This is a genomic window from Streptomyces sp. NBC_01481 (assembly GCF_026339995.1).
GTDB lineage: Bacteria > Actinomycetota > Actinomycetes > Streptomycetales > Streptomycetaceae > Streptomyces.
On record NZ_JAPEPT010000001.1, the window covers coordinates 1,745,939 to 1,761,547 of the forward strand.

The window sequence follows — 15,609 nt, forward strand, 5'->3', positions numbered from 1 at the left end:
AGTCTTTCCCCACCCAGCCCTTCCCGAACTGGGGCTTCGCCCCGGACCCGTATGAGGAGGACGCAGCATGACCGAGCCCCAACTCCCCGCCCTGGGCGCGGCGCTCGCCGATGTCGTGGCGATCCCGGTGACGCCGTTCGCCGCGGACGGCAGCGTCGACGAGAAGGCCCAGCGAGCCGTGCTGCGGCGGCTGCTCGACGCCGGGGTCACCACCCTCACGCCGAACGGCAACACAGGGGAGTTCTACGCCCTCACCCCCGACGAGCGCCGGCGCGCCGTCGAGCTGACCGCCGAGGAGGCCGCGGGAGCAGCGACGATCGTCGCCGGGGTCGGCCACGAGGTGCCCACCGCCGTCGCCGCCGCGCTCCACGCGCGCGACGCGGGCGCGCAGCTGGTGATGGTGCACCAGCCCGTGCACCCGTACGTCTCGCAGGACGGCTGGATCGACTATCACCGGGCGGTCGCCGACGCCGTCCCCGGACTCGGCGTCGTCCCGTACATCCGCAACCCCCTGCTCGCGGGCCGGGCACTGGCCGAGCTCGGCGACCGCTGCCCCAATGTCGTCGGCGTCAAGTACGCGGTCCCCGACGCGGCCCGGTTCGCCGCCTTCGCGCGCGACGCCGGCCTGCACCGCTTCGTCTGGGTCGCCGGACTCGCCGAGCTGTACGCGCCCTCCTACTGGTCCGCCGGCGCGACCGGCTTCACCTCGGGGCTCGTCAATGTCGCCCCCGCCGTCTCGCTCGCCATGCGCGACGCGCTGCGCGACGGACGCTACGCGGACGCCATGACCGTCTGGGAGCGGATCAGGCCCTTCGAGGAACTGCGCGCGGCCCACCAGTCCGCCAACAACGTGACCGTCGTCAAGGAGGCCCTCGCCTCGCTCGGCCTGAGCCGCCGCGACGTGCGCCCGCCCGGCCGCACCCTGCCCGCGGAACAGCGCGCCGAGGTCGCCGCCCTGGTCGCGGGATGGGACGCATGACCGCCGAGCGCCCCGAGGAACCGAGCCCCGAACAGCTGCGCAGCCACCAGTGGTACGGCACGGACGGGCTGCGCTCGTTCAGCCACCGCGCCCGCACCCGCCAGCTCGGCTACCTCCCCGAGGAACACCTCGGCAAGCCGGTCGTCGCCGTCCTCAACACCTGGTCCGACATCAATCCCTGCCATGTTCATCTGCGCGAGCGGGCCCAGGCCGTCAAGCGCGGCGTCTGGCAGGCGGGCGGCTTCCCCCTCGAATTCCCGGTCTCCACGCTCTCCGAGACCTTCCAGAAGCCGACCCCGATGCTCTACCGCAACATGCTGGCGATGGAGACGGAAGAGCTCCTGCGCTCCTATCCGGTGGACGGCGCGGTACTGATGGGCGGCTGCGACAAGTCCACGCCCGCGCTGCTGATGGGAGCCGCCAGCGCCGATCTGCCCGCCGTCTTCGTACCGGCGGGGCCGATGCTGCCGGGCCACTGGCGCGATGAAGTGCTCGGCTCCGGCACGGACATGTGGAAGTACTGGGACGACAGGCGGGCCGGACTGATAGGGGACGCCGAGCTGGCCGAGCTGGAGAACGGCCTGGCCCGCTCGCCGGGCACCTGTATGACCATGGGCACCGCATCCACCCTGACCGCGGCCGCGGAAGCGCTCGGTGTCACGGTCCCCGGCGCGTCCTCGATCCCCGCCGTCGACTCCGGGCACGAGCGGATGGCGGCCGCGTCCGGCCGCCGGATCGTCGAGCTGGTGCGGCAGGACCTGAAGCTGTCGAAGATCCTCACGCGGGAGGCGTACGAGGACGCGGTGGCCACCGTCCTCGCCCTCGGCGGCTCGACGAACGCCGTGATCCATCTGATCGCCATGGCGGGACGCTCGGGGGTTCGGCTCACGCTCGACGACTTCGACCGCATCGCCCGTACGGTGCCGGTGCTCGCCGACCTCCGGCCCGGCGGCCGGTATCTGATGGAGGACTTCCACTTCGCGGGCGGACTCCCGGCGTTTCTGGGGCAGTTGACCGACGTACTGCATCTGGACCGGCCCACCGTCGCGTATCCGACCCTGCGCGAGCAGCTCGCGGGTGCCCGCGTCCACAACCCAGATGTCATCCGCCCGCGCGACAACCCCCTCGCCCAGGAGGGCGGTGTGGCGGTGCTGCGCGGAAACCTCTGCCCCGACGGCGCGGTCATCAAGCACATCGCCGCCGAGCCCCGGCTCCTTGAGCACACGGGCCCCGCGGTGGTCTTCCCCGACTACCGGACCCTTCAGCGGACCATCAACGACCCGGAACTCGGCATCACCGCCGACCATGTACTGGTGCTCAAGGGCGCGGGCCCCAAGGGCGGCCCCGGCATGCCCGAGTACGGGATGCTGCCGCTGCCCGACCATCTACTCAAACAGGGCGTACGGGACATGGTGCGGATCTCGGACGCCCGGATGAGCGGCACGAGTTACGGCACCTGCGTGCTGCACATCGCGCCCGAGTCGCACGTCGGCGGACCGCTGGCGCTGGTCGAGAACGGCGACCTGATCACCCTGGACGTCGCCGCGCGTACGCTGCGGCTGGAGATCACGGACGAGGAGCTGGCGGGGCGCAGGGCCGCCTGGAGGCCGCCGCCCGAGCGGTACGAGCGGGGGTACGGCGCGCTCTACGGCGAGCAGATCACCCAGGCGGACACCGGCTGCGACTTCGCATTCCTTGCCAAACCGGGCAAGAACCCCGATCCGTACGCAGGTTGACCCGCTGAGAAGGTCAGCCCGAGCCGTCATGAATCGCCATGTGAAGCAACCGGATGAGAAGCAGGCGGATATGAAGTAAGTCCGGTGCGAAGTAACACGCGCATAACCACAAACGCCCTCCTCACGGGAACAATCCAGCTACCCGCCAGCCGGATTGCCCCCCCCCGAGGAGAGCCATGTCTGCACAGGTCGACCGGTACTTCCACATCAGCGCGAGAGGCTCGACCTTCGCCCGCGAGATACGCGGCGGCTTCGCCACGTTCTTCACGATGGCCTACATTCTGGTGCTCAACCCGATCATCCTAGGCAGCGCCGAGGACAAGTTCGGCGCCCATCTCTCCGGTCCCCAGCTCGTTACGGCCACCGCCCTGGTCGCCGCGGTGATGACCGCGATCATGGGGCTCGGCGGCAATCTCCCGCTCGCCATCGCCGCCGGTCTCGGCCTGAACGCCGTCGTCGCCTTCCAGATCGCGCCGCTGATGAGCTGGCCCGACGCGATGGGCCTGGTCGTCCTCGAAGGCATCCTCATCTGCGTCCTGGTCGTGACGGGCCTGCGCGAGGCCGTCATGCACGCCATCCCGCCCTCGCTCAAGCAGGCCATCAGCGTCGGCATCGGCCTGTTCATCGCGTTCATCGGCTTCGTCGACGCCGGCTTCGCGACCCGTATCCCCGGCGACACCGGCACCGTGCCCGTCCAGCTCGGCGCGAGCGGTCATCTCTCCGGCTGGCCCGTCCTCGTGTTCTGTCTCGGCGTGCTGCTCACCGTCGCGCTGATGGCCCGCAAGGTGAAGGGCGCGATCCTCATCTCCATCGTCGTGATGACCGTCCTCGCGATCGTCATCAACGAGATCGCCGACATCAAGCCCATCGCCTGGGGCCTGACCGTGCCGTCCGTCCCCGACGACATCGTGGCCGCCCCCGACTTCGGGCTCATCGGCTCCTTCAGCCTCTTCGGCGCCTTCGAGCAGGTCGGCGTCATCACGATCGTCCTGCTGGTCTTCACGCTGATCCTCAGCGACTTCTTCGACACCATGGGCACGGTCGTCGGCGTCTCCAACGAGGCCGGTCTGCTGGACGAGAACGGCAAGGTCCCCCACCTCGGCCGGGTGCTGCTGATCGACGGTGTCGCCGCCGCGGCCGGAGGCGCCGCATCCGCCTCCTCCAACACCTCGTACATCGAATCGGCGGCAGGAGTCGGCGAGGGCGCCCGCACCGGTTTCGCCTCCCTGGTCACCGGCGGGCTCTTCGCACTCGCCCTCTTCCTCACGCCGCTCGCCACGGTCGTCCCCGCCCAGGCCGCGGCGCCCGCGCTCGTCGCCGTCGGCTTCTTGCTGATGGCGCAGGTCCGCCATATCGACTGGGAGCGGTACGACATCGCCATCCCGGCTTTCCTGACGATCGCGGTCATGCCGTTCACGTACTCCATCACCAACGGCATCGGCGCCGGCTTCATCGCCTATGTCGTCATCAAGGCGGTGCTGGGCAAGGCCCGCGATGTGCACTGGCTGCTGTGGGGCACGGCGGCGCTGTTCGCGGTCTACTTCGCGATCGACCCGGTCGAGCAGCTCTTCGGCGTGAAGTAGCCGTCGCGCCTCAAGCAGCCGTCGGGCTTCAGGACTTCAGGGCCGCGGCCATCATCTTCTGGGCGATGGGCGCGGCCAGCCCGTTGCCGCTGACCTCGGAGCGGGCCGCGCCCGAGTCCTCGATCAGGACGGCGACCGCGACCTCCTTGTCGCTGCCGGAGTCCTTGGCGTACGAGGTGAACCAGGCGTACGGCGTCTTGCTGTTGTTCTCGCCGTGCTGGGCGGTGCCGGTCTTGCCGCCCACCTCGGCGCCTTCGACCTTGGCATTGGTCCCGGTGCCGTCCTCCACGACGGTCACCATCGCGCTGCGCAGCTGCTCGGCGGTGGACGAGGAGACGATCCGCTTCGATGCCGCGTCCTCGTACGACTGCAGCGTGTTGCCGTCCGCGTCCACGACCTTGGAGACCATGTGCGGCGCCCGCAGGACGCCGTCGTTGGCGATCGCCGCGGAGACCATGGCCAGCTGCATCGGGGTCGCGGTCACATCGAACTGGCCGATGCCGCTGTAGGCGGTCGAGGGCTTGTCCATCCCGGTCGGATACACACTGGGCAGGGCCCGCACCGGGGAGTCCTGCTTCTCATCGTTGAAACCGAACTTCTCCGCCATCGCCCGGACCTTGTCCTGGCCGAGGTCGACCGCCAGCTTCCCGAAGACGTTGTTGCAGGAGTACTGGAGCGCGGTGCGCAGACTCGCGTTCTCGCAGGGTGCGGCCTTGTTCTCGTTCTCCAGGACCCTGGTCGTGCCGGGCGGGGTGTACGGATCGGGGCTGTCCGTCTTCGAATCCACCGAGTCGTACAGACCGTCCTCCAGGGCTGCCGCCGCGACCACCAGCTTGAAGGTCGAACCGGGCGGCAGCGGCTGCCGCAGCGCGCGGTTGACCAGCGGCTTGTCCTTGTCGGCCAGCAGCTTCTTCCAGGCGTCGCCGTCCGTCGTCCCGCTGATCTTCGAGGGGTCGTACGAAGGCGTGCTGACCATGCCCAGGACCATCCCCGTCTTCGGGTCGATGGCGACGGCCGCGCCCTTGGTGTCGCCGAGCGCCTCGTAGGCCGCCTTCTGCACCGCGGGGTCGATGGTGGTGAGCACATCGCCGGGCTCCTGCTGCTTGCCTGTGAGCGCGTCGACGGGGTTCTTCAGCCGGCTGTCCGTGCCGTCCAGGACATGGCTGTAGATGCCTTCCAGCTGGGTCGCGCCGTATGCCTGCGAGCTGTAACCGGTGACCGCGGCATAGAGCGAGCCGTCGGTGTAGGTGCGTTTGTGGGCGAGGTCGCTGCCCTCCGTCCTCTTCGAGCCCGTGATCGGTGACCCGGCCACGACGATGTCGCCCAGCGGCTGCGCGTACTGCGCGATGATCTTCCGCCGGTTGTGTTCGTCGTCCGCGAGGGCCCGGGCTTCGTACGCCTGCACCCAGGTCGCCCGTATCAGCAGAGCGAGCACCAGCAGCAGCGAGAAGACCGCGGCGTTCCTGATCGTCTTGTTCATCCCATAGGGAGGACGACCGGGCCGGACGTGCCGTTCCGGCCGGCCGGGCTTCTCAGGGAATCCTCATCCGCGAGCCGGCCTCAGCGCGGTGACGAGCCGTGCCTCAGCCCGGTGAGATGAACCCCGACTCGTATGCCGCGATCACCGCCTGGGTACGGTCCCTGGCGCCGGTCTTCGCCAGGACCGAGGCCACATGCGTCTTGGCCGTCGCGGGACCCACGCCCATCCGCCCGGCGATCTCCGCGTTCGTCAGCCCCCTCGCCATCAGCCGCAGCACCTCGGCCTCGCGCTCGGTCAGCCGCGCCGCCCACGGCGGGGGTGCGGGGGTGCGGCGGCCGCCGTACTCGGCTGCCAGCGAGCGCACGGCCGCGGGGAAGAGCAGCGAGTCACTGCGAGCCACCAGACGGACCGCCTGGACGAGCTCCTCGGCCGCCGCCCGCTTGAGCAGAAAGCCCGCGGCCCCGGCGCGCAGCGCGTCGTACACATAGGAGTCGTTCTCGAAGGTCGTCACCACAAGGATCCGCGGCGGTTCGTCGAGCGTGGCCAGGATCTGCTCGGTGGCGCGGATGCCGTCGATCTCCGGCATCCGTACATCCATCAGGACCACGTCGGGTCGCAGCTCACGCACCACCGGCACGGCCTCCGCGCCGGTCGACGCCTCGCCGACCACCTCCAGGTCGGGCTCGGCGTCGAGGATGACGCGCAGCGCCGTACGGACCATGCGCTCGTCGTCGGCGAGGACGACCCGGATCACGCTCACCGGTCACCGCCCAGCGGCAGCCGCGCGGACAGCAGCCACACCGTGCCCTGCGCTCCCGCCTGCGCCCGTCCGCCCAGCAGCGCGGCCCGCTCGGCTATGCCGCGCACTCCGCGGCCGCCTCCCGGACGGACCACCGGGGCCCTGTCGGGCAGCGGATTCTCCATCGTGATCTCCAACTCCTCGCCGCACAGGGCGATCCACAGGGTCACCGGGGTCGCCCCGGCGTGGCGCAGGGCGTTGCTCAGCCCCTCCTGGACGATGCGGTACGCCTCGCGCGAGACGGGCGCGGGGACGGCGGCCAGGTCGCCGTCGGAGCTGAGCGACACCGGGACGCCACTGCGCGCGAGCAGTCCGTCCAGGGTGTCCAGGGTCGGTCCGTCGAGCTGGGTGGTGTGGTCGTCGTCCTGGCGCAACAGGCCCAGTACAGAGTCGAGTTCGCCCACCGTGCGCCGGGTGGTCTCCTCGATCGCGGCCAGTGCCTCCCGTACGAACTCCGGATCGCTGTCCAGGACCCGGCGGGCCGCACCCGCCTGCAGGGTGACGGCGCTCAGGGCGTGGCCCACCGAGTCGTGCAGCTCGCGGGCGAGCCGGTTGCGCTCGGCCAGTTCGGTGGCCCGGCGCTCAGCGGCTGCCAGCCGGTCCGCGGGTGTGGGGCCCAGCAGGACCGGCGCCTGGCGGGCCAGCAGTGCCCCGGCCGCCGCCGCACAGGCCGCGAGCGCGGCCAGCATGGCCATTCCGGCGAACGGGAACAGGGCCAGCTGCCAGGCGGGGTAGTGGGGCAATTCGAGCCGTCCCCGCAGCGCCGGGAAGAACGGCAGCACCATCAGGCTCACGGCGAACGGCGGCAGCGCGAGCGTGGCGCCGCTGATCAGCGCGCCGATTCCCGCATGCAGCGTGAACCAGCCCGAGGCCCGCAGCCGCGCGTCCCGCGATCGCGCCGGCCCTTCCGCGAACCGCTCGGCGGGCACCCCGCACAGAGCCTTCGCCAGGGCGACCGCCAGCGGTCTGGTGAGCGGGAACAACAGCGCCGTCACCGCGGCTATCGGCAGCGCGATGCCGTACGCGCCGAACTGGAGGGCGAGGGAGTCGGAGAACATGTCCTTGGCACCGACGAGCGGGCCGACGAACACCGTGCCCACCAGCCAGTACGGCATCAACAGGGCGCCGCCCAGGATCAGATGGAGCCAGCGAAGCCCGGCCCGCGTCCCGAACAGCGCCCGGGCGGACGCCCCCAGCACTCTCCTCACGCGCCGCGCCGTCGCACGAACGAGGCCGTGCCGGTGATGACGAGCAAGCCGACGATCATGCCCACAGCGTAGGTCAGGGCCATCAACCCCGATGCCCGCTCGCCGTCTTCGGAGCCCGGCAGCACCACGGCGATCAGCAGCCAGATGCCCCAGCAGCCCACCGCGCCCGAGCCCAGCCAGGCCATGGCCAGCGGAGTCTTCAGCGGCAGTGCGGGGACCGGGCGGAAGGCGAGCAGCAGCGCTCCGGTCACGGCGACGGCCACGAAAAGGGCGTTGATCCCTTCGAGCACATAGAAGTCGGCCGTGCGCTGCTCGATCCGCGTCGCGGAGAGACCGGTCGTCGCGCCGCAGGCCCACAGCAGGTGCATCGCGGCCGGGAAGAACGCGAGCACGGCGGCAGCCACGGCGGTCACCTTCAGCGTCAGCCCGGTGGCGGCACTGGGCAGGTCCCAGATCCGGCCCCGCCACACATGGCTCCAGCGCTCGCGGGCGTAGAGCACGAAGAGCGTCCCCAGGGCCAGGCCCTGGACGATGAAGCCCGTGTAGACGACCCCGAATACCCACTCGTCGAGGAAGGGTTTGTCCCCCGCCCGGTGGGGCTCGGCTCCGGTGACGGCGCGGGTCAGCAACTGGACCGGGAAACCGACCATGATCGGGGCGAGCAGACCGCCCGCGATCCACATCGGCGTGGCAAGCAGCCAGGCGGGGACGCGGCGGCCCCACGCCTGGGTGAGCAGCAGCGCCAGGACGATGACGGTGCCGTCCATCAGGACGGTGACGCTGTTGGCGACGGCGATCAGGCCGCGGTGCTCCAGCAGCACACTTCCGTCGGGGATGCCGATCCTGCTGCCGGCGATCCACGCGATCTTGAGCGAGAGATACGGGACGCAGGAGGCGACGGTGAGGGTGCGCAGCACCCTGTGCGCACGCGGGGCGAGAAGCGGGACGTGGGCCCCGGGGACGGGAGCGAGCGGTGTCCGTGTCATGGCGACCACGCTCCCGGCACGGCCCTGCCAGCACCTCCTGCGCTGCGACGATTCGCCTCCGCCGTACGGCGGAGGAGGCTCAGCCCGCCAGGGTGAGGAGCAGCTCGTCGGTCTGTGCACCTCTGGCGTGCGCGAAGCCCCGGTCCTTGCCGGTGACGGCGAATCCGCACTTCTCGAGGACCCGGATCGAGCCCGCGTTGTCGGCGGCGGCGCGGGCGTGCAGCGGACGCGTCGGTACGAGTTCGAGCAGCGCGCGCAGTGCTGCGGTGGCGACGCCGCGGCCCCAGTACGCGCGGTCGATGACATACGTGACCTCGCGCTCCTCGGGCGGTCCGTAGACCGCGGTGTGGCCGACGACCAACCCGTCGGCCAGCACGGTCCGTATGACCGCGTCCGAGGCGCGGATCCGTGCCCAGTGCGCGTCGAAAGAGGCCCGGTCGGTGGGGTCTTCACAGGTGAAGGCCGCCATCCGGTTCGACTCGGGATCACTCATGTGCCGGAAGAAGTGCGGCAGATCGCTGTCGAGCACCTCACGCAGGGCGACGGGCAGGGCCATTCACAGCCTCCGGGTGGCGAGCGTGAGCCGGTCGCGGGCGTCGAAGAGCGCGTCCTTGATCATCTGCTCGTGGCCGGGGGTGAGCCGGGCCACCGGCACCGAGCAGCTGATCGCGTCGCGCGCCGGGGTGCGGTAGGGAATCGCGATGCCGAAGCAGCGCAGCCCGAGGGTGTTCTCCTCGCGGTCCACCGCATAGCCCTGCTCGCGGATCAGATGCAGCTCCTCGATGAGCTTCTCGCGGTCGGTGATGGTGTGCTCGGTCAGCGAGGCCAGGGTCTCGGGCAGCATCTTGCGCACCTGCTCGTCGCTGTGGGTGGCGAGCAGCGCCTTTCCCAGCGAGGTGGAGTGGGCGGGCAGCCGGCGGCCGACGCGGGTGAAGGGGCGCAGATAGTGCTGCGACTGCCGGGTGGCGAGATAGACGACATTGGTGCCGTCGAGCCGGGCGAGGTGGATCGTCTCCGTGGTGTCGTCGGAGAGCCGGTCCAGGGTGGGCCGGGCGGCGGCCACGACCTCGTCGCCGTCGATGTAGGAGGTGCCCACAAGCAGTGCCCGTACGCCGATGCCGTAGCGCGTACCGGTCGCGTCGGTCTCCACCCAGCCGAGCTCCACCAGGGTGCGCAGCAGCATGTAGAGGCTGGACTTGGGGTAGCCGACGGCCTCCTGGACCGCAGCGAGGGAGTGCATGCCGGGGCGCCCGGCGAAATACTCGAGCAATTCCACCGTCCGCACCGCGGACTTGACCTGTGCCCCACCGGTATCGGCAGTTGTCATTGCTCCTCGCCCCTTCTTGACCGCGCAGAACGCACGGAAATAGAGTCCCCACAGATTCATCATCAGGAACTTTGTTCAGAATACCGAACAAAAGCCCTGATGGGTGGCAGTAGAGCGGGAAGGAAGCCGCGGTGGCAGCAGCACCAGTCTGGAGTGTCGACCCCCGAACCGGGAACCCGCGTGAGCAGGTTGCGGTGGAGTCCACAACCGAGGAGATCGACCGCGCGGTCCGCGCCGCACACGCCGCCCGCCCCGCGCTCGCCGACCGGAGTGTACGCGCGCTCCTGCTGCGCACCGCCGCCGACCTCCTCGACGAGGCGCGCGAGCACGTCATCGAGGCCGCCGACGCCGAGACCGCGCTCGGCCCGACCCGCCTCACCGGAGAACTCGCCCGCACCACCGGCCAGTTGCGTGCCTTCGCCGACATCGTCGACGAGGGCGCCTATCTCGACATCCACATCGACCACGCGGACGGCAGCCGCACGCCGCCCTGGCCGGACCTGCGCCGTTACAAGATCCCCCTCGGCGTCGTCGCCGTCTACGCCGCGAGCAACTTCCCGCTCGCTTTCTCCGTGCCCGGCGGCGACACGGCGAGCGCGCTGGCCGCCGGCTGCCCCGTCGTCGTCAAGGCGCACCCCGACCACCCCGGCACCTCCGAACTGTGCGCGTCCGTCCTGCGCAGGGCCGCCCAGCACGTCGGCCTGCCCGAGGACGTCGTGGCCCTGGTGCACGGCTTCGAAGCGGGCGTCGAGCTGGTGCGCCACCCGCTGATCACGGCCGCCGGATTCACCGGATCCGTACGCGGCGGACGCGCGCTCTTCGACGCCGCGGCCGCCCGGCCCGCGCCCATCCCCTTCCACGGCGAACTCGGCTCCCTCAACCCCGTCGTGGTCACCGAGGCGGCGGCCGGGGAACAGGCGGAGGAGCTCGGCGCCGGGCTCGCGGGCTCGATGACCCTGGGGGAGGGCCAGTTCTGCACCAAGCCCGGCTTCGTCCTGGCCCCCGCCGGTGACGCGGGCGACCGGCTGCTGAAGTCCCTGACGGACGCCGTCAGCGAGACCGAGCCCGGTGTGATGCTCGACCACCGGATGCGCGCGGCCTTCGTCGACGGCGTACGGGAGCGGGCGGCACTGCCCCAGGTGGAGGCCCCCATCACCCCGGGCGCGGGCGGCGCGCACACCGTCAGCGCGGGCTTCCTCTCCGTACCCGCCCGGCTGCTGGCTGCCGAAGGCCCGCACGACCTGCTGCTCGAAGAGTGCTTCGGGCCGGTCACCGTCGTCGCGCGCTACGAGTCCGACGCCGAGATCACCGCGGTCCTCGGCCGCCTCCCGGGCAACCTCACCGCCACCCTCCACCTCTCCGACGGCGAGGCCGCGGGCGAGGGCCGGGGCGCCGAGCTGCTCGCCGAACTCACCCCGCTCGCGGGCCGCGTCCTGGTCGGCGGGTGGCCCACCGGCGTCGCCGTCGCCCCCGCCCAGCACCACGGCGGCCCCTACCCGGCCACCACCTCCACCTCCACCTCGGTCGGCGCGACCGCGATCGAGCGCTGGCTGCGCCCGGTGACGTACCAGACCACGCCTCAGGCACTGCTTCCGGCGGAGCTGCGCGACGACAACCCGCTCGGTCTGCCGCGTCGGGTGGACGGCCGCCAGGAGACTCCGCGAAGCTGAGCGCTGTGAGCGACCAGATCGAACTGCCCGAACTCCCCTTCCCGCTGCGCCCGTACGGCCCCGACGCCAACTGGTCGTACGAGAAGGGCGTGCTGACCGGCTGGGCCGGAGCCCGGCAGGACCGTTTCGTCCCGCCCGCGGGCGATGCGCTGGAACCGGCATCCGATGCGCCGCGCCTGCTCGGCGCGCCGGAGGGCGACTTCCAGCTCATCGCGCGGGTCACGGTCAGCTTCGCAGCGGCCTTCGACGCCGGCGTGCTCTATCTGCACGTCGGCGAACGGGAGTGGGCCAAGCTCTGCCTGGAACTCTCCCCGGACAAGCCCACCATCTGCACGGTCGTCACCCGCGGCCATTCCGACGACGCCAACTCCTTCGCACTCGACGGCGACAGCGCGTGGCTGCGGATCAGCCGCACGGGCAAGGCCTTCGCCTTCCACGCGTCGACGGACGGCGAGCGCTGGACCTTCGTACGGATCTTCGCCCTGGGCACCGAGGAGCAGGCCGGGGCCGCGCTCGTCGGCTTTCTGGCGCAGTCCCCGGTGGGCGAGGGCTGTGTGGTGACCTTCGACCGGATCGCGTTCCGACCGGGCTGGCCCGACGGGCTGCGCGACGGCAGCTGAGGATCACAGGGGCGCTGAGGCATCCTCGGCGGCGAACGGGCCGCCGGAGCCGAAGTCCAGGGCGGCGAAGCGTTCGCCGATGCGGTGGTGTGCGGCAGCGTCCGGGTGGAGCTGGTCGGGCAGCGGCAGCTCGGCGGAGCCGGCCGGAACACTTCCGACCCACGGAACGGGCGTCTGCAAGCACGTCCAGCGCCCGTTTCCGCGCCTGCGGGGCTTACGCGGCATGAGGCACCCGATCGGCGCGGACGCGGCGGCCTGCGACGCCGTGGTTTGTGTGAGATTCCGCAGGCCGGAGCACATGCTTAAGCGCTGCTGAGGGGTGTGTCTCAACGATTCGCGATTGACCTGGCGTTGAGCGCGCCGCAGGGTGATCTCATGGAGCCCCTGGGTGGCGCCGAGTTCGCGCCGCAGATGACGTATCTGAACACCTCCACTTGCGGGATGCTGCCGCGCCGGACCGTCGAGGCGGTGAAGCTGCTCGCCGACGAACTTGCGGCAGGGCGTCCGGGCGGCGCCGGTGAATGGTCGGCGGTGACCGACGTCCGGCAGTCCTTCGCCCGGCTGAGCAGTGTGGACGAGGGGTGCGTCGCCGTCGGCGGTTCGGTCTCGGTGCACGTGGGGCTGATCGCGTCCTCACTGCACCCCGGCGCGGAAGTCCTCTTCCCTGAGGGGGAGTACGCCTCGGTCATCACGCCCTTCACCGTGCGCGGCGATCTCAAGGTGCGGTACGCCCCGCTGGAGCAGCTGGCCGACGCGGTCGGTCCGGGCACCTCGATGGTGGCGTTCTCCTCGGTGCAGTCCTCGGACGGCCGGATCGCCGACATGCCCGCCATCCGTGCCGCGGCGGCCGCTCACGGGGCCCGTACGCTCGTCGACGCCAGCCAGTCGGCGGGCTGGCTGCCGCTGGACGCGGCCGCCTGGGACTTCACCGTCACCGGCGCCTTCAAGTTTCTGCTCTGCCCGCGCGGCGTCTCGTTCCTCACCGTGACCGAGGAGGCTCAGGAGACCCTGGTGCCCATCCACGCCGGGACCTTCGCCGCCGAGGATCTGTGGGCCACCACCTACGGGCGGATCGAGGAACTGGCCCGCTCGGCCCGCCGGTTCGACGAACCGCCCGCATTCCTCTCGTACCACGGCGCCAAGGAGTCCCTCGCGCTGCTCGAAGAGACCGGCATCGACGCCGTACACGCCCACGACACGGCGCTCGCCCGGCGGTTCAGGGACGGCCTGACGAAGCTCGGACACCGGCCGGTGCCCGGCGATTCGGCGATCGTGGCCGTGCCGGGGCTCGGCGACCGGGTCCCCGGGCTGGCCGATGCGGGAGTGATCGTCTCGGAGCGGGCGGGCAATCTGCGCGCCGCCTTCCATCTCTACAACACGGCCGCTGACGTCGACTGGGCGCTGGACGTGCTGTCCGGCTGAGGCCGGCCGGGGCAGTCCGCGGTCTGCATGCAGAGATTCTCCTCGACCTTCCCGAGGAGCCGGGTCAGCTCACCGCGCTCGTCGGGGTCGAGCCCGGCGAGGGTGTGCTCCTCCAGGTTCGCCCAGGCCGCCTGGACCGCGGAGTGCAGGGCGCAGCTGTCCTGGGTCGCTTCGACGAGCACCGCGCGCCGGTCGCAGGGGTCGGGGCGGCGGCGGACGTGTCCGGCCTGTTCCAGTCGCTGGAGCATCTTGGTCACGGTGGACGGGTCGAGCTCGACGGCCTTGATCAGCTCCGACTGGCGCACGGCACCGGCGTCCCACAGATGCATCATGACCAGTTCCTGCCCCGGGTAGAGCCCGGCTCCCCGCAGCAGCTTGCCCGCCGCCATGCGGTGCAGCCGGGCGACCCGGGAGACGGCGAGGCTGACGGGCCCGCCGAGCGCGGCGGTCGGCAGCGACTCGGTACAGACGGCGCCGGCCGCGGTCTCGGGCGACTCGGTACAGACGGGATCGGCCGCGGTCTCGGGCGTCATCGGGGCCTCCTGGGCAAGGGTGCGACTGTCACATGGACAGTGTCTCCGAGAATTTTACCTTGGTCGGCCAATTAATGGTCTACAGTGGCATCCGGCGCGAATACTTGGCCGACCATATAACTCTCTGGGAGCACCCATGACCACCGCGTTCGACCCCGTAGAACTGTCCGGCACGCAGCTCGCGAACCGCATCGCCATGGCGCCGATGACCCGCAGCCGCGCGTACGGCGACGGCCTCACGGTCACCGAGTCCACCGTCGAGTACTACAGCCAGCGCGCATCGGCCGGACTGATCGTCACCGAGGGCATCCAGCCGTCCGTACTCGGCCAGGGATACCCGAACACTCCGGGCCTGCACACCGACGAGCAGGTCGCCGCCTGGCGCAAGGTCACCGACGCCGTGCACGCCAAGGGCGGCAAGATCTTCGCCCAGATCATGCACGCCGGACGCATCGGCCACCCGGTGCTCTGGCCCGACCAGGAACTGGTCAGTGTGGCGCCCTCCGCCGTCGCCCCCGCCGGGCAGCTGTACACACACGAGGGACCCAAGGACTTCATCGCCCCGCGCGAGCTGGGCGCCGACGAAATCCCGGCCATCATCGAGGAGTTCGTCGAGGCGGCCCGTAACGCCGTCGCCGCCGGCTTCGACGGTGTCGAGCTGCACGGCGCCAATGGCTATCTCATCCACCAGTTCCTCGCCCCCAACACCAACCTGCGCACCGACGAGTGGGGCGGCTCCGTCGAGAACCGCATCCGCTTCGCCGTCGAGGTGACCAAGGCCGTGGCCGAGGCGATCGGCCCGGAGCGGACCGGACTGCGCGTCTCTCCCGGCAACGCGTACAACGACATTGCCGAGACCGACACCGAGGCCGTCTACCCCGCGCTGATAAACGAGATCGAGCCGCTGGGCATCGGCTATCTGCACATCGTCGAGATGGTCCCCGGCTACCGGGAGATCACGCGGGAGCTGCGCGAGAAGTTCAGCGGCACCCTGATCCTCAACCCTGCGACCGAGGGCCCGACCGACCACGCGGCGCTCGGGCTGATCGAGGACGGAACCGCGGACATCCTCGCCTTCGGCGCGCTGTTCCTGGCCAACCCCGACCTGCCGGTCAGGCTCAAGTCCGAGGGCCCGTACAACACCCCGGACACCTCCTCCTTCTTCGGCGGAGACGACAAGGGCTACATCGACTACCCGGCGCTGATCGCGAACTGACCGTCGTACGGCACGAGGGCGGGGCCGGTCCCATCGGACCGGCCCCGCCC

At 70.9% G+C, this 15,609-nt stretch carries 15 protein-coding genes; 7 read left to right on the forward strand and 8 right to left on the reverse strand.

Going from position 1 to position 15,609, the window contains the following annotated elements; all coding sequences use genetic code 11:
* Window positions 1–67: 67 nt before the first annotated feature.
* From OOK40_RS08040 to OOK40_RS08050, 3 genes are all read left to right on the forward strand, one after another.
* A complete protein-coding gene (locus OOK40_RS08040; RefSeq protein WP_266477692.1) occupies window positions 68–979 on the forward strand; it encodes a dihydrodipicolinate synthase family protein in 912 nt (303 codons plus the stop codon).
* Complete coding sequence (araD, locus tag OOK40_RS08045; protein ID WP_266477694.1) at window positions 976–2,715, forward strand: L-arabinonate dehydratase; 1,740 nt, start codon at window positions 976–978, stop codon at window positions 2,713–2,715. The genes OOK40_RS08040 and araD overlap by 4 nt, the downstream gene beginning before the upstream one ends.
* A 176-nt stretch (window positions 2,716–2,891) precedes the next feature.
* Window positions 2,892–4,298: an NCS2 family permease gene (locus tag OOK40_RS08050; protein ID WP_266477697.1), complete on the forward strand. Its 1,407-nt coding sequence runs from the start codon at window positions 2,892–2,894 to the stop codon at window positions 4,296–4,298.
* A gap of 28 nt (window positions 4,299–4,326) precedes the next feature.
* Here OOK40_RS08050 and OOK40_RS08055 read toward each other — a convergent pair whose 3' ends face one another.
* From OOK40_RS08055 to OOK40_RS08080, 6 genes are all read right to left on the reverse strand, one after another.
* On the reverse strand, window positions 4,327–5,778 hold the full coding sequence (locus OOK40_RS08055) for a penicillin-binding protein 2 (RefSeq protein ID WP_266477698.1): 1,452 nt from the start codon (window positions 5,776–5,778) through the stop codon (window positions 4,327–4,329).
* A gap of 103 nt (window positions 5,779–5,881) precedes the next feature.
* Window positions 5,882–6,529, reverse strand: coding sequence for a response regulator transcription factor (locus tag OOK40_RS08060; RefSeq protein ID WP_266479002.1), 648 nt, complete (start codon window positions 6,527–6,529; stop codon window positions 5,882–5,884).
* A gap of 5 nt (window positions 6,530–6,534) precedes the next feature.
* Entirely contained in the window at window positions 6,535–7,785 is a 1,251-nt protein-coding gene (locus OOK40_RS08065; protein ID WP_266477699.1) for a sensor histidine kinase, read from the reverse strand.
* Window positions 7,782–8,771: a hypothetical protein gene (locus tag OOK40_RS08070; protein ID WP_266477700.1), complete on the reverse strand. Its 990-nt coding sequence runs from the start codon at window positions 8,769–8,771 to the stop codon at window positions 7,782–7,784. Before OOK40_RS08070 ends, OOK40_RS08065 begins: the two co-directional genes overlap by 4 nt.
* A gap of 79 nt (window positions 8,772–8,850) precedes the next feature.
* Window positions 8,851–9,327, reverse strand: coding sequence for a GNAT family N-acetyltransferase (locus OOK40_RS08075; protein WP_266477701.1), 477 nt, complete (start codon window positions 9,325–9,327; stop codon window positions 8,851–8,853).
* Entirely contained in the window at window positions 9,328–10,098 is a 771-nt protein-coding gene (locus OOK40_RS08080) for an IclR family transcriptional regulator (protein WP_266477702.1), read from the reverse strand. It abuts the gene before it with no gap.
* A 131-nt stretch (window positions 10,099–10,229) separates the two neighbouring features.
* Between OOK40_RS08080 and OOK40_RS08085 the strand changes: the two genes are divergently transcribed.
* Window positions 10,230–11,768, forward strand: a complete 1,539-nt coding sequence (locus OOK40_RS08085) for an aldehyde dehydrogenase (NADP(+)) (protein ID WP_266477704.1) — start codon at window positions 10,230–10,232, stop codon at window positions 11,766–11,768.
* Between the two features lie 5 nt (window positions 11,769–11,773).
* Window positions 11,774–12,388: a DUF1349 domain-containing protein gene (locus OOK40_RS08090; protein WP_266477706.1), complete on the forward strand. Its 615-nt coding sequence runs from the start codon at window positions 11,774–11,776 to the stop codon at window positions 12,386–12,388.
* Between the two features lie 3 nt (window positions 12,389–12,391).
* Here the strand turns inward: OOK40_RS08090 and OOK40_RS08095 are convergent, their stop codons facing one another.
* Window positions 12,392–12,568 (reverse strand): hypothetical protein, encoded by a 177-nt coding sequence (locus tag OOK40_RS08095; protein ID WP_266479106.1) that lies wholly within the window; start codon window positions 12,566–12,568, stop codon window positions 12,392–12,394.
* 195 nt (window positions 12,569–12,763) lie between these two features.
* Between OOK40_RS08095 and OOK40_RS08100 the strand changes: the two genes are divergently transcribed.
* Window positions 12,764–13,810, forward strand: coding sequence for an aminotransferase class V-fold PLP-dependent enzyme (locus tag OOK40_RS08100; protein WP_266477708.1), 1,047 nt, complete (start codon window positions 12,764–12,766; stop codon window positions 13,808–13,810).
* Here OOK40_RS08100 and OOK40_RS08105 read toward each other — a convergent pair.
* Entirely contained in the window at window positions 13,759–14,343 is a 585-nt protein-coding gene (locus OOK40_RS08105) for a MarR family winged helix-turn-helix transcriptional regulator (RefSeq protein ID WP_266477710.1), read from the reverse strand. The genes OOK40_RS08100 and OOK40_RS08105 overlap by 52 nt on opposite strands.
* Before the next feature lie 136 nt (window positions 14,344–14,479).
* On the opposite strand from OOK40_RS08105, the gene OOK40_RS08110 reads away from it, so the two are divergent.
* Window positions 14,480–15,559, forward strand: coding sequence for an alkene reductase (locus OOK40_RS08110; protein WP_266477712.1), 1,080 nt, complete (start codon window positions 14,480–14,482; stop codon window positions 15,557–15,559).
* Window positions 15,560–15,609: the final 50 nt, after the last annotated feature.